Raw genomic sequence first — 20,289 nt, forward strand, 5'->3', positions numbered from 1 at the left:
AATGCACCCGGCGGAAAACCCCGGGGCGACAGGGCCGCAGGCAGCGCTCACGCGCTAACTCGGGCCGACAGGAGACAACCCATGAAAGCGAAGTCCACTGCGCCGTCAGTGACAGGCGAGGTCGCGTCGTTCGTCAACTCGGCGAGCTTTGAATCAAACACGTATGCGAAAGTAGGAAGGCGATTGATACCGTTCCTGATGCTGTGCTATCTGGGCGCTTATCTCGACCGCGTCAACGTGGGCTTCGCGAAACTGCAAATGCTCAATGACCTGCGATTCAGCGAAACCGTGTATGGCTTGGGCGCCGGCATTTTCTTTCTCGGCTATTTCCTCTTCGAGATACCGAGCAATCTCATGTTGCATAAAGTGGGCGCACGAAACTGGCTCGCTCGCATCATGCTGACGTGGGCGGTTATTTCCGCCTGCTTCGTCTTCGTCAAGTCGCCTACGACGTTCTATATTCTCCGCTTTCTACTGGGTGTGGCGGAGGCAGGGTTCGCGCCAGGCGTCATCCTGTATCTGACTTACTGGTTTCCCGCGGCGCGGCGCGCAAAGGCACTGTCCCTATTCTTCATGGCGATTCCGCTTGCCGGCATTGTAGGCGGCCCGTTGTCCGGCTACATCCTGCATGCATTCCAGGGTGTACATGGCCTGGCCGGCTGGAAGTGGCTGTTCATGCTCGAAGCACTGCCTTCGTTGCTCCTTGGCATCGCCATCCTGCTCTACCTCGATAACGGTATCGCAGCCGCCAAGTGGCTCACCGCAGAAGAGAAGGCGCTCCTTGCGCGTAACGTGGCGAACGACAACGCCCACAAAATCGCTCATGTATCCATCCGGTCTTTCATCGGCGACCGTCGCCTGTGGTTGATGGCTGCCATCTACTTCTGCGTGGTGCTCGGCCAGTATGGCCTGACGTTCTGGCTGCCGACGATCATCCGCAAGTCGGGCGTCGCCGACCCGCTGTGGGTAGGTATCTTCACGGCCATCCCGTACCTCTGCGCGATCATCGCGTTGCCGCTGGTGGGCGCAAGCGCTGACCGTCATCGTGAACGGCGCTTGCATCTTGCGATCCCGATGCTCGTATCGGCGGCAGGCTTTGCCACGCTTCCGATGCTGGGTGGAGTGGGGGCGTCGCTGGTGTGTGTCAGTGTGGCCGCCGCCGGCATTCTCGCTTCATCGTCGCAGTTCTGGTCACTGCCGACCGCGCTCCTCGGCGGCATGTCCGCCGCGGCGGGTATCGCCGCGGTGAACTGTTTCGCCAATCTCGCGGGCTTCTTCTCGCCGGCCATTGTCGGTTGGTTGAACGACCTGACCGGCAAGTCGACGGCGGGGCTCATCTTTATCTCCGTCGCTATCGTCATCGGCGCCGGGCTTGTTTTCCTCGTGCCGGCCAAATCCGTCAATCGCTGACACCGTCCGCTGCAAAGACTCACTTTTTAAATCAAGGAGACACCATGAACAGTCCTTCATCAGATGCGGTGACGCTCGCCGAGCGCGCCTATCGGATTCGCAGAAACGCCTTGCTGATGGGCGAAGTGCAGGGGCAGGGCTACATCGGCCAGGCGCTCGACATAGCCGATGTACTCGCGGTTGCCTACTTCGGCGCGATGCGCTACCAGCCCGATAACCCCGAGTGGGAAGGCCGCGACCGCTTCCTCTTGTCCAACGGCCACTATGCGATCGCGCTTTACGCGGCGCTGTTCGAAGCCGGTTTCCTGCCACCGGAAGAACTCGAGACCTATGGCAGCGACGACAGCCGCTTGCCGATGTCCGGCATGGCGAGCTACACGCCCGGTATGGAGATGTCCGGCGGCTCGCTCGGCCACGGTCTCACGATTGCGGTCGGCCGCTGCCTCGGACTGAAGCGCAAGGGTTCGGACGCCTTCGTCTACACGCTCTTCTCCGATGGCGAACTCGATGAAGGCGCGATCTGGGAAGGTCTTATGTCGGCCGCTCACTGGAAGCTCGACAACCTGATCGCGATGGTCGACGTCAACAACCAGCAAGCCGATGGTCCTTCGTCGCAGATCATGGCGTTCGAGCCGCTGGTCCAGAAGCTTGAAGCATTTGGCTGGTTCACGCAACGCGTGGACGGCAACGACATTGATGCCGTGAAAGCGGCCTTCGATGCCGCGCGCAATTGTCCGTTGGCGCAGCCGCGAATCATTGTGTGCGATACCCGTATGGGCTGCGGTGTGCCGTTCCTCGAAGAACGGGAAAAGAACCATTTTATCCGCGTCGATGCCCACGAGTGGCAACTGGCGCTTGCGGCACTCGAAGCCGGGAGGCAAGCATGAGCAATACCACTACCACCACGAAGCCGCGTCTGAAGACCTCGGCAATGATCGCCTCTATTGCGAGCGAAGGACAAGTCACGCGCTCCGCGCCGTTCGGTCATGCGCTGGCCCAACTCGCTCGCGAAAAGAAGAACGTGATCGGCATGACTGCCGACCTTGGCAAGTACACCGACCTGCACATTTTCGGCAAGGAATTTCCTGAACGCTACTATCAGATGGGCATGGCCGAGCAACTGCTGATGGGCGCGGCCGCCGGTTTGGCGCATGAAGGCGCCCAGCCGTTCGTGACGACGTATGCGGTATTCGCAACCCGTCGCGCGTATGACTTCATGCACCAGGCCATCGCCGAGGACAACCTCGACGTGAAGATCATCTGCGCACTGCCGGGCTTAACGACCGGCTACGGCCCGAGCCATCAGGCGGCCGAGGATCTTGCGCTCATGCGTGCCATGCCGAACATGACGGTCATCGATCCGTGCGACGCGCTCGATACCGAGCAGATGGTGCCCGCGATCGCCGCGCATAACGGCCCGGTCTATGCGCGCCTGCTGCGCGGCAATGTCCCAGCCGTGCTCGACGAATACGACTACCAGTTCGAGCTTGGCCGAGCCAAGCTGCTGCGTGACGGCGCCGAGGTGCTGATCATCTCGTCGGGCATCATGACCATGCGTTCGCTGGAGGTCGCGAAGGCGCTGCAAGAGGATAACGTCGGAGTTGGCGTGCTGCATGTGCCGACCATCAAGCCGCTCGATACCGAGACGATCCTGCGTGAAGCGCGGCGCACGGACCGCATGGTCGTGGTCGCCGAGAATCATTCCGTGATCGGCGGTCTTGGCGAAGCGGTCGCGGCCACGTTGCTCACAGCTGGCGTCACGCCGATGTATCGTCAGATCGCATTGCCCGATGAGTTTCTCGCTGCGGGCGCGCTGCCGACCTTGCATGACCGCTATGGCATCTCGACCAACGTCATGGCCAATACCATCAAGGGCTGGCTTGGATGAGCCTGCGGGCTCCCTCAAACTTCAACCCCCCCTCGGCGCGCCGGGGGCGCCCTCAAGATGGTGTGACTCGCCTTTCGCTTGTCCACGAGGAGAGGGCCGTGGATCGCGTTTTCTGACGCTCGTTGAACAAGGCGGTTGAGTTGGTTGCCATTTCGGGCGAGCGAAATCTGTCGATAAAATGGCTTGCGTTAGGTATGCGAAGGATGGATTTGATTGCAATTGTCTGTATGTGCGACGTAGCCATTGAACACCGCAAAATTATGAAGGAGCACCCGCCAACGACTATCAGGGCGGTTGCAGCCACGCAAAGCCACGTTTGACAGATTCGCGCGCATTCTCAACGATTATGTTCCCGTGAGCGATCACTATCCGCTCAAACGGCCATTCCAATATGAGGTCTATGGAATCACGGGCCAATTTACGATCGTCGTAGAGGAAGCGAAGTGGCGGACTCCACGTGATATTTCCTTGCAGTCCGGACAGTTTGAGATATGCCCGGGTCAGCCAATGTGGCGATGAGTGGAAATTTTCGACGAGATCCGAGGTGATGAGCGTGCGGGTCGGTATGTGAAAAAACACCGTCTCCGTGAGCTTGCAGCCAAGGATGGTCAGGGGGATGAAGTCGCGCGCCCAATCCGGATGCGGGGTATCCGAAAGGTCGGCGGCGAATGGCAAATCCTTGCGCTTTCGTCGCAAGGCGCGCGGGCCATGCAGCATTGCCCGGGGATAGGCAACAACCGCTTCCCCAGCATAGACATGATGATACAGATTGGGGCACACGATGTGAATGACCGGGCCTATGGCGTCCAGTTCGTTGCGCAGCTCAGCAGTCATCGTCACCGGCGAATGCAGCCACAATCCTCCGCCCGCCAGGCGAACGACAGTCATCCGTGTGCCCAGGCGTAGCCCGAGAAAGGCATGACTTGTCGATGCGATCCAGATGTTTTCTGCAATCTTTTCTAGCTGCGGCATCGGGAGACTCTCCGTTCAGACTCATCGCGGGCTCCTGATCTGAAAAACTCGACAACGCGATCCTGACGAAGGTTAGCGCGTTGAGGGCGTCAGATGAAACGCGATCACGAAGCGGGATCCAGTGCTGTAACGGCAATTGACTTTCTTCAAGCTAGGACACAGAGGTATCGAAGTCAAGATAGCAGGCCTGAAGCATCTAGACATCAAAACCCACCCCTTATGGAAGGACATCGAGCAGGACGACCAGCGTGGCGCCGATCAAAAGTACTGCGCGCAATGTTTTCGGAGGCTTGAGGGGCGAGTGTCAATAAAGCACCGCTAAGACTGGGCAGTACATGAAACAACAATTTACGTGAAAGCTACTCCCTGGCGACAATCCGCTTTCGAGACTCGTTGTCCGTCTGTTCGATGAAGACCACGGATCATGGGAAAGCTCCTTGGAAACAACCGGCAATTTCCTATACTTTGCAACATGCACAAGATCGAAGCGATGTTCATCACGGTGCAGGGCTGGCGACGTGGACACGGCTTCCGGTAGTCCATTGATTTTCGTTAGCGGGAAAGCAGAACTTTCCACCTATGCCAGCGTGCGCGCCGCGTTCATGATGCATCGAATGTTTGCGCTCATCCTCGCATCGCCCAATGCATTTCCTGTCGCTATTGACGCACAAGACCGTGGACAGGACGACGTCGAAACCCCGGGGGTGTGCGGCCAACTGAAAACGGAGATCTGCAATGAATGCAACTGCAAGGAATAGCGCTCCACCTGATCAACCGCTTCTCGACACAACACCATACGGATACGGTCCGGGCGATTCAATCAGCGACGTCACCGAAAATGCTGCGATCACTCATCACACGCTGCAGCTCGACGGAAAGTCGATTGCCTATACGGCGCGAGCGGGTCATCTTGTGACAACCGATATCTATAGCTCACGGCCAGGAGCTAAATTGTTCTACGTGGCATTCACCGTCGATGGCTCGACTCCGTCCACGCGTCCTGTCACCTTTTTCTATAACGGCGGTCCAGGCTCGTCGTCGGTTTTCCTGCTTCTAGGGTCGTTCGGACCGAGGCGGATAAAGACGAGTATGCCGAGCTTCACGCCGCCGGCTCCCTATGCGCTCGAAGACAACCAGGACAGTTTGCTCGATCAGACCGACCTGGTGTTTATCGACCCCGTGGGGACGGGATATTCGACAGCGGTTGAACCAGGCATCAACAAGGATTTCTGGGGTGTTGACGAGGATGCAAGCTGCATCAAGCAGTTCATAAAACGTTACCTAACCGTTTTCAATCGATGGAACTCTCCTAAGTATCTGTTTGGGGAATCTTATGGAACACCGCGCACCTGTGTGCTCACCTGGATGTTGCACGAAGACGGGGTGGATTTGAACGGGATCGTTCTACAGTCGTCGATTCTCGATTATTCGCAGGCGGGCAACCCGATTGGAGTTCTCCCAACGTTTGCCGCTGACGCCTGGTTCCACCAGAAAGTATCGTTGTCCCCGGTGCCGACCGATCTGCCAGAGTTCATGGAGAAGGTGGCAGCGTTCGCAGGCGATCCGTATGCGAATGCATTAGCCGCCTTTCCCAACGTCGATGCGGGGGTTCTGCAGTATCTGAGTGACATTCTCGGCATCCCGCCCATGGTCCTCAAGTACTGGCAACTCAATCCCTCACTGGGAAATGGTTCGGTGTTCCTGACGAGTCTGCTGCTGGACGCCGGGCTCGCTGTAGGCGCATATGACGGCCGTGTTACCGGGGTAGACACGGGCATTGCCGAATTCGTCGCGCCGGATTCGGGCGGCAACGATCCCACGATGGCTGCCGTGGGCGGCGTCTATACAGCCATGTGGAATGTTTACCTCAACGAGGAATTGCAGTACACCTCAATATCGCCGTTCATGGACCTCAACGACCTGGCCTTCGACAATTGGGATTTCAGCCATATCGATCCAACGGGAGCCCAAAGAGGGGGCGGCGGAAGTCTCTACACGGCAGGAGACCTGGCTGCCGCGATGTCCGTCAATCCCTACCTGAGGGTGTTTTCGGCAAACGGGTACTACGACTCTGTGACGCCATTCTTCCAGACTTTGATCAATTTCCAGAACATGCCGCTGGGCAGCGCGCAGATTGAAAGCAACCTGACGGTCCACAATTATCCGTCGGGCCATATGGTCTATCTTGACAATGCATCGAGAACTGCGATGAGGGCAGACCTCTCGTCATTCTATGGGGAGGCACAAACGCATGTCGCCGCTATCAAGGCCGCGATTGAGCCCGAGCAGACGGCAATCACTGGGGTTGCGCGATATCGCAGGCGTTCGAGCCGCACGCCGTACTGAGCCCCAGACAGCAGCGACCTACCGCGAGGCACTCGCGCCCGGCAAGAGGGGGCGCTGCGGGCCATTATTGAATGGAAACTGATAGCGGCAACGCCGAGTGGGGCAATCATGAACATATCGAATCGCAAGCTGCCCTGGAGCCTGAGATGCGCCATGCCCGGCGCCAAAGTGTTGGGGCATGCCAACGTCCGTGCGTCATCGCCAGCCCGATGAACGAACTGATCAAGAGAGCCGTGGCGCCTACGAATGGCGCCACAACTCCATTTGTTGCAGTGGTGAGGACGATATGGAAACCCGACATTGCAGCGATGAAGGCAAAGACGAGAAGGACATGAAGGATGCCCGGCTCGGTCCATCTGGCTGAGCCGACTTCGTTAAGGGAGCGGGTGCCGAGGGAAAGCAGCAGTGCGCACGCCATCGTGGTGAAGACGCTGAGGATGGCCCACATCCGTGCGCTCCGCTCGACCCGGCCCGTCACCTTCCTGATGAGGTAAGTAGCGCCTAACAAGGACGTATCCGGATACAACGCCTACCGTCGAGAAATCGTTTCATCGCTTTTTTCCAGTTCACACTAATCGGCAATGGCATTGTGAAACGAACGGTCCTTGAATGCTTTCAATCGGATGCAAATCTCTCGATAACGCACGGTCCGCCGCTTCATGCAAAGAACAACGACGCATCGAACGACGCGCAACGAGTTGTCATCGAAGCTTCCTTTTCGATTCTTAGACACGCTCATCAAGCGGCGGGGTTTCGCTCCTGACATCATTACCATCATCGTCAAGGGGTAATTGCCTGGACAACACGGTGATTGGCGAACTTTCGCGTCGGAGAGCCGACTAGCGGACCTTGATGTTAATGCCAGGAAGCTTGTGGAGCGTCGCCTATTACATAAAACTGGAGTACCGGACACGTCAGGAGCGACGGTCGCGATATCCGCGCGAATGCGCGTCCGCATTGCGCCGCACTGCTTTCTGCGCTCCTCCCGCTTGGTGGTGCCGGGACGGTGCTTTGCGGCATGCTGATGGACCGCTTCAATCCGACTTGCATGGTCGCCGCAGCGTGCGCACTGGGCGCACTCAGCGTCTTCGCAATCGGAGGGTCGCAAAAATGGGGGGGGCCATAGATTTTGCACGCTCTCGTCTACGGTTGAGCCTGGCATTCGCTTGACGGTCAGCGCGGATCACCATTCATCGCAAGCTTTTTACGCGTATGCTGTTTTCCAGCGCCGATAGAGTCGGGACGTCCGGGCTTCCGCACTTCGGCCAGTTTGGATGCGGAAAAGAGAACTGTTGCCGCACCACTGTTTTTTTGATCACGCGGTGACCATCGGTACCGTATTGGCATGTCATGCCTAAATGGTGGATTGACACGGGAGATCGGAAATGGCTGAGCGTCGGGAAGTTGCTGGCATCAAGCGATATGACAGTCCTGCAGGTGGATGGGGGGCGTTGAACGCCACGGCGAGAGCGGTGAGGCAGCAAATGGACGCCACTGTCGCGCCACTGACTTTGCTGCGCACGAACCAACCCGATGGTTTTGACTGCCCCGGTTGCGCATGGCCGGACAAAGAGCACAGATCGACCTTCCAGTTTTGCGAGAACGGTGCGAAAGCCGTGACATGGGAAGCCACCAAAAAGCGCGTGACGCCCGAATTTTTTGCGGCGCACACGGTGACGTCGTTGCTCGACTGGTCCGATCACCAGCTGGAAGATGAGGGGCGCCTGACTCACCCGATGGCGTATGACCATGCCACGGATACCTATGTGCCGATCACCTGGGAGGCGGCGTTCTCACGTATCGGGCAGGTGCTGCGTTCGCTGCCGGATCCCAACATGGCTGAGTTCTACACATCGGGCCGGGCATCGAACGAAGCCGCGTTTCTCTATCAACTTTTTGCGCGCGAATTCGGTACGAACAACTTTCCCGACTGTTCGAACATGTGCCACGAGGCGACCAGCGTCGGCTTGCCTCAGTCAATCGGGATCGGGAAAGGAACGGTGTCACTCGACGATTTCGAGCACTGCGAATTGCTCATCGCGATGGGACACAATCCCGGCACGAACCATCCGCGAATGATGGGAACGCTGCACGAAATCGCTCGCCGCGGCGTGCCGATCATCGTGTTCAATCCGTTGCGGGAACGGGCGCTTGAGAGATTCGCCGATCCTCAGAGCGCGATGGAGATGGTGACGTTCGGCTCGACCGACATTGCGTCTTCGTATTATCAGGTCAAGGTGGGCGGCGATGCCGCCGCATTGAAGGGCATTCAGAAAGCCATCATCGCGCTCGACGACGCCGCCGGAGCAGACGGATCGGTCATCGATCACGAATTTATCAACCAGCATACGAACGGTTACGATGCAGTCGTCGTGGATATCAAGGCGACGGCCTGGGAAGACATCGAGACAATGAGCGGCCTGCCGCGCGATGCGCTGGAGGCGGTCGCGAAGGCATACATCAAGTCGAACGCGACCATTGTCACCTACGGCATGGGCATTACCCAGCACAACAAGGGAACGTCGAACGTCCACCAAATTGCCAATCTGCTCCTCTTGCGCGGCAACTTCGGGAAGCCGGGCGCGGGGATCTGCCCTCTGCGTGGTCATTCGAATGTTCAGGGTAATCGAACGGTCGGCATCACGGAGAAACCGTCCAAGGACATGCTCGAGCGCATCGAGCGCACTTACGGATTCGTGCCTCCGAAGACACATGGTCACGACGCAGTGCGTGCGATTCAGGCGATTGCCAGTGGGAAATCGAAAGTGCTGATGTGCCTGGGCGGCAATTTTTCGGTGGCGCTTCCGGATTCCGGCGCATCGTTTGCGGCTATGCGCAAACTCGATCTGGCGATACACATCAATACGAAACTGAACCGCAACCATCTTCTGGTCGGCAAGGAGTCGATCGTGCTGCCGTGCCTGGGTCGCACCGAACTGGACGAGCAATCCGGTGGCGTGCAGGCGGTGACGGTCGAGGATTCGATGTCGATGGTTCACGCGTCACGGGGCAAACTTCCGCCTGCGTCCGAGCATCTGCGCTCCGAGCCTGCGATTGTCGCCGGTATCGCGCAAGCGACGCTGACGAACAGCACGGTACCGTGGCCGAAGTTGATCGACGATTACGACCTGATTCGGGACGGGATCGAAGCCGTATTCCCTGATTTTGCCGCGTTCAACGAGCGTATTCGCCAGCCGGGTGGTTTCCGGCTCCCGCTGCCGCCAACGGAGCGCGTGTGGCCGACATTGTCCGGGAAGGCGGAATTCATACCGTTTGTCGGGCTGAACGAAGGGCCGGAGCAAATGTCCGCCGATATTCTCACGCTGACCACGCTGCGCAGCCACGATCAATACAACACGACGATCTACGGTCTGGACGACCGCTATCGTGGTGTGTTCGGGCGTCGGGACGTCATTTTCATGAACGAAGACGACATGGCCCTGCACAATCTGGAGCATGGCGATCTGGTCGACGTGGAAACGGCGCTGGCCTACGACCGTACATTCCGGCTTTCGGGGTTCACCGTGATCGCATACAAGATCGCCCGAGGTGCAATCGGTGCGTACTACCCCGAGGCGAACGTGTTGGTCCCGCTCGAATACATCGATGAAGAAAGCGGCACGCCTTCGTATAAGTCCGTGCCGGTCCGGATTTTCCGGTCACCCCACAGAGAGGTCGCGGGATAGGATGCGGCGGCTTGGGGGGAACATGTCGTAGACCGGCTAATCCTGCGGGCCTCGCTGGACATTCAGGTTGGTATCGAAGAACTTCAGCGCGGCATTGCCGATGTATCCGTGCAGGCTGGTCCTGTCTACGCCCGGCGCATCGATACACGCTTCCGGCCACGTGTCCCTTCCGTCCTGGTCGCATTCGTTGGCGAAGATTTCATGATCGACCAGGCCAGGCATCACATCCAGTTGCGCGTGGGGCGCGTACTTGGCCGCGAATTCGGCATTCTCTTTAGGTGGCGCCTGTGTGTCCCTCGCGCCAACAATGATATAGGTGGGCAGCTTCAGTTGAGCCACCCCTTCCTCGTCCATTCCGAAACCCGGCAAGTCACCCGGCGCCATGGCGAAAACGGCCTTCACGCGGCTGTCGGATACCTTGAGCGCTGGTTTGGCATCGAGCGGCAGCTCCTTGCGCAGTGATGCCGGCACCAACTCGTTGTTCTTCCAGGCGCGTTGGTAGGCGAGGTACTTGTCCGGGTTCACCATTGCGCCGCCAATCCAGAGTGCGGTGAAGCCTCCCTGTGAATGGCCAGCCACGCCAATCCGATTCGGATCGATATGCGGTCCCCAGGTTTTATCGTTCAGAAGGAACGTGATGTCCTTGCTGATGTCGACAGGGCGTTGCCAAAGCTTGCTCCTCGTGTACATGATCGTCGCGTCGTAAGTGTTCGCGCGATAGTGATAGAGCGTAGCCACGATATATCCGCGCGACGCCATGAACTCGGCAAACCAGGCGTAGTAGAGCCCGTTGCTGCCATGACCGTGCGAGAACATGATGAGCGGACGTTTTACAGAGTCCGAGACCACCTGCGCGTTCTTGTAGAGGTGCAGGTTGGTGAAGAAAACCATGCGTGCCGGCACGTCGGTTTTGTTCAGTACAGCTGGGTAAAAAAGAGTGAGCGCGAGATGCCGGTCACCCTGTGCCGCATCCACATATTCGAGCTGTTTCATCCCGACCGGATACAGAGTTTCGGGCTGTATGGTTTGCGCGAACGTCATCGCCGACCACGTGGCCACGCAGCAGGACAGTAGCGCCATTGCAGGACGCATCAGTCCACATTTCGCCAGCAGAGGAGGGATCATTTTTGCCTTCTCCCAACAAGCAGGTTGACTTGCGTTGTACTTGAACCCCGCTGGTTTGTCGGCGGGAGCCGGCTAGTCCAGCCCGGACCGTCAGTGTGCACCGAATTTGCGGCACTCGTAAGGCCTTAGCTGCAACGCAGGCCGCGCGAACCTCCAGTCAATTATTCCTCGTTGTCCACAATATTCCGGCGCTTGAAACGTCTCCACTTCAGAGACCTGCACAGATGTATCGCCTGAGTCTTTTGATCTTGCAGCGGCCCCATTTTTTCAGATATGACATTTCCAGTTTTTCACCCGAGGATTGACTGATGAACGATAACGGCGAGCCGGACTATGTCGATTTCATTCGCGATCGTTCAAACGGCTTTTTGTCCGTCAAGTTGCCCATCAAGGGTGGTACGGAACTCTCGGTCAAAATCTACTGACCTTCAATTGTTCGTGAAATCCTTCCAGTCAATTCGTTTTGCGCCGCTTTATCGCGGCCGAGGAGATGTCTACATTGCATCAACGCAAATCGATTGGTCCCAGAAACAGCCAGTCATTGTCCACGGTAACCAATCTCTTCAAGGAAACGATCATGAGCAAGCTCACAGGTAAGGTGGCCGTCGTCACAGGTGCGTCCAAGGGTATTGGAGCCGCAATCGCCAAGGCGCTCGCAGCAGAAGGCGCTTCGGTAGTCGTCAACTATGCAAGCAGCAAGGCGGGCGCCGATGCCGTTGTTGCAGCAATTACAGCGGCCGACGGCCGGGCAGTTGCCGTCGGCGGCGATGTGTCGAAGGCAGCGGACGCGAAAGGCATTGTCAATGCGGCTATCGAAACGTTCGGACGCCTCGACATCCTGGTCAACAACTCGGGGGTCTACGAATTCTCGACGATCGAAGAGATCACCGAAGAACACTTCCACAAACAGTTCAACATCAACGTACTAGGCGTGCTGCTGACCACGCAGGCCGCTGTGGGTCATCTGGGCGAGGGCGGCAGCATCATCAATGTCAGTTCGGTCGTCAGCAGTATTACGCCGCCGGCAAGTGCCGTCTACAGCGGCACGAAAGGCGCAGTCGATGCGATTACCGGCGTGCTGGCGCGCGAACTGGGCCCCAGGAAAATCCGCGTGAACTCGATTAATCCCGGCGTAGTGGTGACCGAGGGTACCCAGAGCGGGGGGATAATCGGGTCCGATCTTGACGCGTGGGCGTTAGCCCAGACTCCGCTCGGCCGGCTGGGTCAGCCAGATGACATCGCGTCGATCGCAGTGTTTCTTGCGTCGGACGACTCCCGCTGGATGACGGGCGAACACGTTGTCGCGAGCGGCGGCATGCGCTGATCTTTGGACGGATGATCGCGCCCGGCGCGGACCCGCTGTGGTCCCGTCGGGCATCGAACCAGCGCTAGCGACGGCCGCTGCGGCCCCAAACGTAGCGCACCCAACGTTGCCACCGGCTCTTCGGTGGAGCGAGGGTGCTGCGCGTTGCCTGCTCGTTGCGGTCGCGCTCGACGCTCTTCTGAACCTGTTCATGGATCTGGCGTAAGGTCAGGCCGCCGGGACCCTTCAGTTTGTCGGGATCGGGATTGTCTGTCATGAGAATGGCTCGTTCCGGATGAGTCGGTTTGATCTTGATACAGATGGACAGTTGCGGCAAGCGGCGTATCCGCCGGTGCGCGGTCTGGAACAAGACGTGGCGAATGCCGAGGCACGCATGAATCGGCGCCGCGGTTGCATGTAGTGCGTCTTTGAACCTGCAGCACTGGCACAATCGGGGAGACCTTCGATCCACCTGGAATCTCAATGCCTGACGCTGTCCCGCCGCCGTCGTCTTCGCCGCCTTCGCCTTCGCGGGCCATAGGCCCCCTGTTTGCGCTGTTTCCCTTCCTGCGCCCCTATGCCGGGCGGTGGGCGCTTGCGTTCCTGGCGCTGGTGACATCGGCGGGGGCCACGCTGGCGTTGCCGGTGGCGTTCAAGTACCTCATCGACCGTGGTTTTGCCAGCGGCGACCGGGCACACATCGATCGTTATTTCCTCGCACTCTTCGTTGTCTCGCTGATACTCGCCGGCGCCACAGCGCTGCGTTTCTACCTCGTATCCTGGCTGGGCGAGCGGGTCACGGCTGACCTGCGGCGTGCGGTCTACGACCACGTGCTGGAGATGAGCCCGCAGTTCTTCGAGACTACGCAGACCGGAGAGGTGCTGTCGCGGCTCACCGCCGACACCACATTGATCCAGACGGTGGTGGGCACCAGCCTGTCGTTGGGGTTGCGTAACTTCTTCCTGCTTACCGGCGGCGTAGCGATGCTGGCGGTGACCAGTCCGGTGCTATCGGCTTACATTATCGCTACGCTGGTTGTGGTGATCGCGCCGATTGTGATCTTTGGCCGGCGCGTGCGGCGCCTTTCGCGCGCGAGCCAGGACAAGGTAGCGAACGCGAGCGCGGTCGCGGGCGAGGTGCTCAATGCCATGCCGACCGTGCAGTCGTACACGCAGGAGCCCTTTGAGGCGCGGCGGTTCGGCGGCGCGGTAGAGCTGGCTTTTGAAACAGCGCTCACGCGCATCCGGGCGCGCGCGTGGTTGACCGCCGTGGTCATCGTGCTGGTGTTCACTGCCATCGTGTTCGTGCTTTGGCTTGGGGCACAGGCCGTGCTGGCCGGGAGAATGACTGCTGGCCAGTTGTCCCAGTTCATCCTCTACGCGGTGTTCACGGCTGGCGCTGTGGGAGCGGTCGCCGAGGTGTGGGGCGACCTGCAGCGGGCCGCCGGCGCCACCGAGCGGCTACTGCAATTGCTGTCGGCGCGCTCGCCGGTGGTAGAGGCCGAGCCGACCGTGCCGCTGCCCACGCGCGGGGAGGGCATCCGCTTTGATAACGTCAGCTTCTCGTATCCGTCCCGCCCGGGTGTCGCCGCGCTTTCCAACCTGTCACTCGATGTTCGCTCGGGTGAGCATGTCGCGTTGGTTGGACCGTCCGGGGCAGGCAAGACCACCCTGTTCCAACTGCTGCTGCGTTTTTACGATCCGCAGGTCGGAGTCATCCTGATCAACGGCGTGCCCACGCGGCAAGTGCCGCTTGTCGAGTTGCGCAGGGAAATCGGGGTAGTGCTACAGGAATCGGTGATCTTTTCCGGCAGCGTGCTCGACAACATCCGCTACGGCGCGCCCGAAGCCACGCTCGAGGAGGTGCAGCGTGCTGCCGACATGGCCGCTGCGGCCGGCTTCATCGAAGAGTTGCCGCAAGGTTACGACACGTTCCTGGGCGAGCGCGGTGTGCGACTGTCCGGCGGACAGCGGCAGCGCATTGCGATCGCCCGTGCGATCCTGAAGAATCCGCCCATCCTGCTGCTGGACGAGGCCACCAGCGCGCTCGATGCAGCAAGCGAACGGCTCGTGCAAAAGGCGCTGGACAATGCCGCGCAGAACCGCACTACGCTGGTCATCGCGCATCGTTTGGCTACGGTGCAGCAAGCGGACCGCATTGTCGTGATGGAACAAGGCCGCATTGTTGCGCAAGGCCGTCACGCCGAGCTCCTTCTGAGCTCGCCGCTCTATGCGCAGCTTGCTGCCCTGCAGTTCGGCGAGCAGCAGGGGCAGACGGGGCGGTCTGGCGCTGTGCGCGATCGTGTCGACTCTGCGTGATGAGGCGGATTTTCGCTCTACGGCCGTAAGCGCCTCCTCAGACTGAGCGTCGCCGCCCTTCGGATCGAACGGAACATCTCTGGTTCATGGCTTCGCGATCGCGTCCTGGTTCCGGAACGCCGCCTCTCCGGCGTCCGAGACCTCTACCCACTTCTTATCGGGCACCGCGTCTGCGACGTAGCTGTCGTGCCAGTTCCACCACTTGTAGGTTGAGCTTTGAGGGTATCCCTCGGGCGAGTCCTCCCAGGCCTCCTGACGGCCCAGCGGCGTGATGTCGAGATAGTTCCAGGTGCCCCCCATCTGCTCGTCGCCGCGGTTGTTGATGAAGTAGGTGCGGAAGACGCGGTCGCCATCGCGATAAAACACATTCGTGCCGTGCCACTCGTCCACGCCGAAGTCGACGTCGAAGCTGTCCGTGAGGGTGAACCACGGGATCTCCCAACCCATCCGTTCCATCAGCCGTGCGATGTCAGCCTGAGGCGCACGCGAGACGAAGACGAGGGTAGTGTCACGGGCGTTCAGGTGGGCGAGGTGAGCGACCTGATCCGCCACCATGGAGCAGCCCCGGCAGGCGTGCTCGGGCCAGCCGAACACGCCCGGCTCGAAGAAGGCGCGGTAGACGATCAACTGGCGCCGGCCATCGAAGAGGTCGGGCAAATTGGCCTTACCGGCAAGCCCGTCGAACGCGTATGCCTTCTCTACAGCCATCCACGGCATGCGCCGACGCTCGGCGGCTAGTGCGTCACGGGCGCGGGTGTTGGCCTTTTCCTTCACGAGCAGTTGCTCGCGGGCCTCCTCCCACGCCTGCGACGACACGATCGGTGGTGTGTGCATGGCAGGCTGTCCGCCTTTCCGTCCGTTCTCGGATGATGGTGTCATGGCTTTTGCAATCTCCTGGTTGGGACAAATTCTCGCGCCTCTTGGCTGTGAAGCGCGACTCCATTTGCTGCTCATCGCTCGTTGTTCGTTATTGGCTATGAGTGAGTTTGGCACCGGAAATCGAACCTTGGGAGTAACAAGTGCGGCGCTATTCCGATCGACATGCTGACTACAGCCGCGGCGCGTGGGCTCGAAGCGGGGGATTGTCGGCGCGTTGAACCGTGCGATCGTCTGAGACGCTATGGCGTGTAGACTGCTCCGGCCGCGACTACTGCCTGAACCATGGACACTCAACTGTTGATAATTTGCGCGCTCACGTTTGTTATCCACGTGATCGCGACGCTGGCATACGCGGTTCGGATCGCAGGCGTTCGCACTCGGCGAATTGCCGTATCGTTCGCGCTTTTCGGTATCATCGCGCTCGTTTCGCGCACGGCAAATTCCTTTCAAGGCCCGTTCCTCGCAAAGCGCGTTGAAGAAGACCTGGCTCACCACGTCCAGCAGGGCATGCTTGCCGATTTCCGGCTTTTCCTCCTCGCGGCAACCGTTGCCACGGTGATAGGGGCGCTCCTCATTCCCACGTTCCAGCGCTACTTCAGCCGCGCGGTGATTCACTTTCAGATACATCGATCCCTTCCTCGCCTCGCGTTGCACGTCTTCAGCCGAGGGGGGATTTCTTATATTCGCGGGGGCGCTCGTCTTCCGTCGCGGGCTAACGTCACCCAATTGGCGACGGGCGCCGGCGTGTCCTGGAAGGTCATTGCCTTGAATGTTTTCGCAATGGCACTCTGGACCGTGGGTGTCTTTGCTTCGTTGTACGCCGGTTATCTAAAACCCGAGTTACGTGTGACCTGCGCGAATCTATCCTCGGTGATCAACGGGTTCGCGACCATTGTCCTGACGGTCATCATCGATCCGCAAATATCGGTCATGACCGATGACGTTATTGAAGGTCGAGTCACGGAGAATCGGTTCCGCCGGGCGATTACGACGTTGATCGGGGCTCGTGTCGTCGGCACTATTCTGGCGCAGGCGATGCTGATTCCAGCGGCACTGTTGATCGTGCGTGTGGCGGAAGCTATCTAAGCGAGGTTGATCAGTCGGAGACTCGCCCGTTGCAACGGCAGGCAGAGGCCGGCCCGGTTCCGGTCAGTCGACCGGAGAAGGAGTCGGACATTCGAAGGTCCGCTGCTCGCAGCTAAGCGACGCTCAGTCCATGATTTTGTTCGTCGGGTCAATTGCCGCTACTGCCTGCGACTTCCACATACTCAGTTCGACTTAACTGATCGACTATTGTTGTTAGATGCATCGCTAGCTTCAGCCTTAAAGTTCCGAAGCCCGCGCCAGTGCAAGCGTGTCGATGTACTCCCGGATGTTCGTCACTTTGCCATTTCGAACGGTAATGGCGAAGACCCAATTGTCCTCGAACGTCCTATTCGTCGCTTTGACTCTGCCCGTGGCGAAGCCGACGACCAGAACCCGGTCGCCCTGCGCTACGAATTCGGGGGGCTCCGGGTATGACGTTTCCACCATTTCTGAAGCCTTCTGAAGCAAATCCGCCAATCCCGCGTGTCTGCGGTGCGTGCCGGCCAGCGCCCACTCGCCCGGAATGATCCACTCAATGTCTTCTGCAGAAATCGCCAGCAGTCCTTGCTTATCGTCACGGCCCATTGCTGCAAAAAAATCCTTCACAATCTGGACATTCTCTTGCGTGCTCATCGAAATCTCTCCATGTTCATCAGTCGAACTTGACCAGTTCCTTAAAGATCAGTTGACCCCAGCTATTCCCGCGCGCCTGCACAAGCAGTCCACCTTCCGAAAGCCCGCCAAGTTTGATCGGCGAGAAACCAAGATTTTCCGCAAGCGCACCAATCTCCGCTGCGGCGCCGTCATCGTCGCTCGCTAGAAACACGACTCTCCTGCCACCCTGTACGGCCGGATCCTGGTCAAGGACGGCAGCGCCCAAATGGTTGAAGCCCTTAACCAGTCTTGCACCGGTGAAGGCCTGCGCGACGACCTTGGAAGAAGGCTGTCCTCCCAGTTCTTCAGGGGACACGCCGTAGGCATTGGTCACATCGACGATGGTCTTCCCCTGCCAGGTGGACAGCGCCTTTGCGACATCCCGGTGCGACTCGAAACGTACAGCCAAAAAGACGATGTCCGCCTTGACCGCTTCCGCCAGTTTTTTGGGAATGATCCCGGGTCCGATCGCGGCCGCAGCGGATGCAAAGCTTTCCGGATCGCGAGTGGATGCAACGGATACTTCGATGCCGGTTCGGGCAAACGCCTTAGCAAGCGCCTGGCCGATCTTGCCGAAGCCAATAATTGCGTAGCTCATAGGTTCTCCTTTGGTGTGCCACGCCCTACGGCGCTCCGAATATCGAATGGAGCGGCCGGCCGGGCGTAGCGTGTCAGAGTTGCGCCAGGCCGCCGTCAACGGCGACTTCGCTGGCGGTCATGAAGCTGCTGTCCGACGACGCGAGAAAGGCGGCCACGGCCCCGATCTCCGCCGGATCGGCCATGCGCTGCAGCGGAGTCATCGCGGCGTAGACCTTCTGGCCCTCCTCGCCGAGCGCTTCCTTCGCGAGTTCGGTCGCCGTCGCGCCGGGCGACAGCACGTTCACCCGGATGCCGGTGCCCTTCAGGTCCTCCGCCCAGGTCCGTGCGAGGTTGCGCACTGCCGCCTTGCTCGCGCTGTAGGCGCTCATTCCCGGGGCGCCCGTGGTGCCGGCGCTCGATCCGGTCAGGATGATCGAACCGCCTTCGCCCATCAGAGGCAGCGCCTTCTGGACCGTGAAGATCGTACCCTTCACATTGGTGTCGAAGGTTTCGTCAATGTGCTCGGCGGTGATCTTGCCGAGCGCAGCCTGGCTTCCCGCGCCGGCATTGGCGAAGACGATATCGAGGGTTCCGCGCTCGGCCTTCACCGCTGCGTAGAGTCGGTCGAGATCGGCCTCATTCGAGACCGAGCCCTTCACCGCGCGGGCATTGGGCCCGAGCTCGGCCACAGCGGCGTCGATCGTTTCCTGCCGGCGGCCGAAGATGAAGACGAAGGCGCCTTCCTCGATAAAGCGCTTTGCTGCGGAGCGGCCGATGCCAGTAGCGCCACCGGTGATCACTGCGGTCTTTCCATTCAATCTGGTCATGTGCTGCATCCTTCTTTGGAGTAGTACGGAAGCAGGGAACTGCTTGCTTGAGACAAGTATGCAGTTCTGATAACCTAAGGACAAGTATGCACCTTTTGGTAACCATGAAAAATGACTGACTGCTCTCAAAATCAAAACTGCGGTGGCCGCTACTCCTACGGGCTCGCCGCCACGCTCAGCATCATCGCGGGCAAGTGGAAGCCGCTGATCCTGTACTTCCTGCTCGACGGCCCGAAGCGCTACGGCGAGCTCAAGCGCAACGTCCACGGCGTCAGCGCCAAAGTGCTGATCCAGCAATTGAAGGAACTGGAGGCCGATCACGTGCTGGCGCGGACCGACTACAAGGAGGTGCCACCCCGCGTGGACTACGCGCTGACCCCGCTCGGGCGCAGTCTGGCCGACAAGATTGTCCCGCTGTGCACCTGGGGAACCGAGAACATGGCAGAAATGGTGAGCATGCTCGCTGAGCGCGACCGTTTGCTTTAGCAGGATGCTGAAGAAATGCTGAGCCGGACGACACTGCGCATTCGTGGGAAGGCGGCTGTGGGTCTGCTAGTGAGCACGGGGTGTCGGTGATTTAGCCGTCATCGACGTTCAAGGCGATATCGAAGGTGCCGGCGCCGTTTTTGGCCAGGCCGATGAGCATCAGGCCGAGCGACTCGAGCGTCGAGGCCATGTGGAGGCCGCCGACATCGAACGGACGCAGCCCGAGACTCTCGAGGAAGGTTGAGACGCGCGCCTTGGCCTTAGGATCGTCAGCGGCGATGAACGCGTCGAGGCGTCCACTCCGAGCAAGTACAGGGCCGAAGAGGGTGTTGAACGCCTTCACGACATGCGCGCCGGCGGGGGCGGCCTTGGCGATCTCCTGCGCACCAGAACTGCCGTGGGGTGTGACGAGGCCCGTGAGGTCGGGGGAGACCGGGTTGGTGATGTCGATGATCACCTTGCCGTCGAGCGCATCCCCGAACTCGGTCACCACCGCCGCTGCACTGCGGCACGGCGAGGATGACGATGTCGCCCGCCGGCGCGACGCCGTACGTCCCTGTGGTCGCTCCGGCTGCGAGCTTGTCGGCCAGCGCCCGGGCCTTGGCGGGGTCGCGGCCCACCACCTCGACGGTGTATCCAGCCTTGGCGATGCGGCCGCCGATCGCCGTGGCCATGCCACCTGTGCCGATGATGCTGATAGTGCTCATGTGTAGTCTCCTGGTGAGTTGA

At 59.7% G+C, this 20,289-nt stretch carries 18 protein-coding genes and 1 pseudogene; 10 read left to right on the forward strand and 9 right to left on the reverse strand.

Going from position 1 to position 20,289, the window contains the following annotated elements; translation table 11 throughout:
* The first annotated feature begins 81 nt into the window (after positions 1–81).
* The 3 genes from FH08_RS0101770 to FH08_RS0101780 are packed head-to-tail and all read left to right on the forward strand — an operon-like array spanning position 82 to position 3,298.
* Positions 82–1,410, forward strand: a complete 1,329-nt coding sequence (locus FH08_RS0101770; protein ID WP_031356664.1) for an MFS transporter — start codon at positions 82–84, stop codon at positions 1,408–1,410.
* A 44-nt stretch (positions 1,411–1,454) separates the two neighbouring features.
* On the forward strand, positions 1,455–2,297 hold the full coding sequence (locus FH08_RS0101775; RefSeq protein WP_031356665.1) for a transketolase: 843 nt from the start codon (positions 1,455–1,457) through the stop codon (positions 2,295–2,297).
* Entirely contained in the window at positions 2,294–3,298 is a 1,005-nt protein-coding gene (locus FH08_RS0101780) for a transketolase family protein (RefSeq protein ID WP_031356666.1), read from the forward strand. Before FH08_RS0101775 ends, FH08_RS0101780 begins: the two co-directional genes overlap by 4 nt.
* 285 nt (positions 3,299–3,583) lie before the next feature.
* On the opposite strand, the gene FH08_RS0101785 is transcribed toward FH08_RS0101780, so the two are convergent.
* Entirely contained in the window at positions 3,584–4,270 is a 687-nt protein-coding gene (locus tag FH08_RS0101785) for a DUF4336 domain-containing protein (RefSeq protein WP_031356667.1), read from the reverse strand.
* A 518-nt stretch (positions 4,271–4,788) separates the two neighbouring features.
* Between FH08_RS0101785 and FH08_RS52895 the strand changes: the two genes are divergently transcribed.
* Entirely contained in the window at positions 4,789–5,028 is a 240-nt protein-coding gene (locus FH08_RS52895) for a hypothetical protein (RefSeq protein WP_200878701.1), read from the forward strand.
* On the forward strand, positions 5,006–6,616 hold the full coding sequence (locus tag FH08_RS0101800) for a S10 family peptidase (RefSeq protein WP_035565043.1): 1,611 nt from the start codon (positions 5,006–5,008) through the stop codon (positions 6,614–6,616). Before FH08_RS52895 ends, FH08_RS0101800 begins: the two co-directional genes overlap by 23 nt.
* Before the next feature lie 106 nt (positions 6,617–6,722).
* Here the strand turns inward: FH08_RS0101800 and FH08_RS0101805 are convergent, their stop codons facing one another.
* On the reverse strand, positions 6,723–7,064 hold the full coding sequence (locus FH08_RS0101805; RefSeq protein ID WP_152602708.1) for a hypothetical protein: 342 nt from the start codon (positions 7,062–7,064) through the stop codon (positions 6,723–6,725).
* Between the two features lie 937 nt (positions 7,065–8,001).
* Here FH08_RS0101805 and FH08_RS0101815 point away from each other — a divergent pair.
* Positions 8,002–10,302, forward strand: a complete 2,301-nt coding sequence (locus FH08_RS0101815; RefSeq protein ID WP_031356672.1) for an FdhF/YdeP family oxidoreductase — start codon at positions 8,002–8,004, stop codon at positions 10,300–10,302.
* 36 nt (positions 10,303–10,338) lie between these two features.
* Here the strand turns inward: FH08_RS0101815 and FH08_RS0101820 are convergent, their stop codons facing one another.
* Positions 10,339–11,427, reverse strand: a complete 1,089-nt coding sequence (locus tag FH08_RS0101820) for an alpha/beta hydrolase family protein (RefSeq protein WP_200878698.1) — start codon at positions 11,425–11,427, stop codon at positions 10,339–10,341.
* 577 nt (positions 11,428–12,004) lie between these two features.
* Between FH08_RS0101820 and FH08_RS0101830 the strand changes: the two genes are divergently transcribed.
* A complete protein-coding gene (locus FH08_RS0101830) occupies positions 12,005–12,751 on the forward strand; it encodes a glucose 1-dehydrogenase (RefSeq protein WP_031356674.1) in 747 nt (248 codons plus the stop codon).
* 64 nt (positions 12,752–12,815) lie between these two features.
* On the opposite strand, the gene FH08_RS0101835 is transcribed toward FH08_RS0101830, so the two are convergent.
* On the reverse strand, positions 12,816–13,007 hold the full coding sequence (locus FH08_RS0101835) for a hypothetical protein (protein ID WP_031356675.1): 192 nt from the start codon (positions 13,005–13,007) through the stop codon (positions 12,816–12,818).
* 206 nt (positions 13,008–13,213) lie between these two features.
* Here FH08_RS0101835 and FH08_RS0101845 point away from each other — a divergent pair, with 206 nt between their 5' ends.
* Complete coding sequence (locus FH08_RS0101845) at positions 13,214–15,049, forward strand: ABC transporter transmembrane domain-containing protein (RefSeq protein ID WP_051887640.1); 1,836 nt, start codon at positions 13,214–13,216, stop codon at positions 15,047–15,049.
* A gap of 84 nt (positions 15,050–15,133) precedes the next feature.
* Here the strand turns inward: FH08_RS0101845 and FH08_RS0101850 are convergent, their stop codons facing one another.
* Positions 15,134–15,928 carry a DUF899 domain-containing protein gene (locus FH08_RS0101850; RefSeq protein WP_051887642.1) on the reverse strand — a complete coding sequence of 265 codons (795 nt, stop codon included), beginning with the start codon at positions 15,926–15,928 and terminating at the stop codon, positions 15,134–15,136.
* Positions 15,929–16,210: 282 nt separating this feature from the next.
* Here FH08_RS0101850 and FH08_RS0101855 point away from each other — a divergent pair, with 282 nt between their 5' ends.
* Complete coding sequence (locus FH08_RS0101855) at positions 16,211–17,014, forward strand: lipid II flippase Amj family protein (RefSeq protein ID WP_031356678.1); 804 nt, start codon at positions 16,211–16,213, stop codon at positions 17,012–17,014.
* Between the two features lie 237 nt (positions 17,015–17,251).
* On the opposite strand, the gene FH08_RS0101860 is transcribed toward FH08_RS0101855, so the two are convergent.
* The 3 genes from FH08_RS0101860 to FH08_RS0101870 all read right to left on the reverse strand — a co-directional run bounded on the left by FH08_RS0101860 (position 17,252) and on the right by FH08_RS0101870 (position 19,074).
* A complete protein-coding gene (locus FH08_RS0101860; RefSeq protein ID WP_031356679.1) occupies positions 17,252–17,647 on the reverse strand; it encodes a nuclear transport factor 2 family protein in 396 nt (131 codons plus the stop codon).
* A gap of 19 nt (positions 17,648–17,666) precedes the next feature.
* A complete protein-coding gene (locus tag FH08_RS0101865; RefSeq protein WP_031356680.1) occupies positions 17,667–18,266 on the reverse strand; it encodes an NADPH-dependent F420 reductase in 600 nt (199 codons plus the stop codon).
* A gap of 73 nt (positions 18,267–18,339) precedes the next feature.
* The gene (locus tag FH08_RS0101870; RefSeq protein WP_031356681.1) at positions 18,340–19,074 is read right to left on the reverse strand and encodes an SDR family NAD(P)-dependent oxidoreductase; all 735 of its coding nucleotides are present in this window, start codon (positions 19,072–19,074) and stop codon (positions 18,340–18,342) included.
* A gap of 111 nt (positions 19,075–19,185) precedes the next feature.
* Here FH08_RS0101870 and FH08_RS0101875 point away from each other — a divergent pair, with 111 nt between their 5' ends.
* The gene (locus tag FH08_RS0101875; RefSeq protein WP_031356682.1) at positions 19,186–19,560 is read left to right on the forward strand and encodes a winged helix-turn-helix transcriptional regulator; all 375 of its coding nucleotides are present in this window, start codon (positions 19,186–19,188) and stop codon (positions 19,558–19,560) included.
* 91 nt (positions 19,561–19,651) lie between these two features.
* Here FH08_RS0101875 and FH08_RS48105 read toward each other — a convergent pair.
* Positions 19,652–20,267, reverse strand: a pseudogene (locus FH08_RS48105) (NADPH-dependent F420 reductase).
* Positions 20,268–20,289: the final 22 nt, after the last annotated feature.

This window comes from Caballeronia sordidicola, from assembly GCF_000729995.1.
Taxonomy (GTDB): domain Bacteria; phylum Pseudomonadota; class Gammaproteobacteria; order Burkholderiales; family Burkholderiaceae; genus Caballeronia; species Caballeronia sordidicola_A.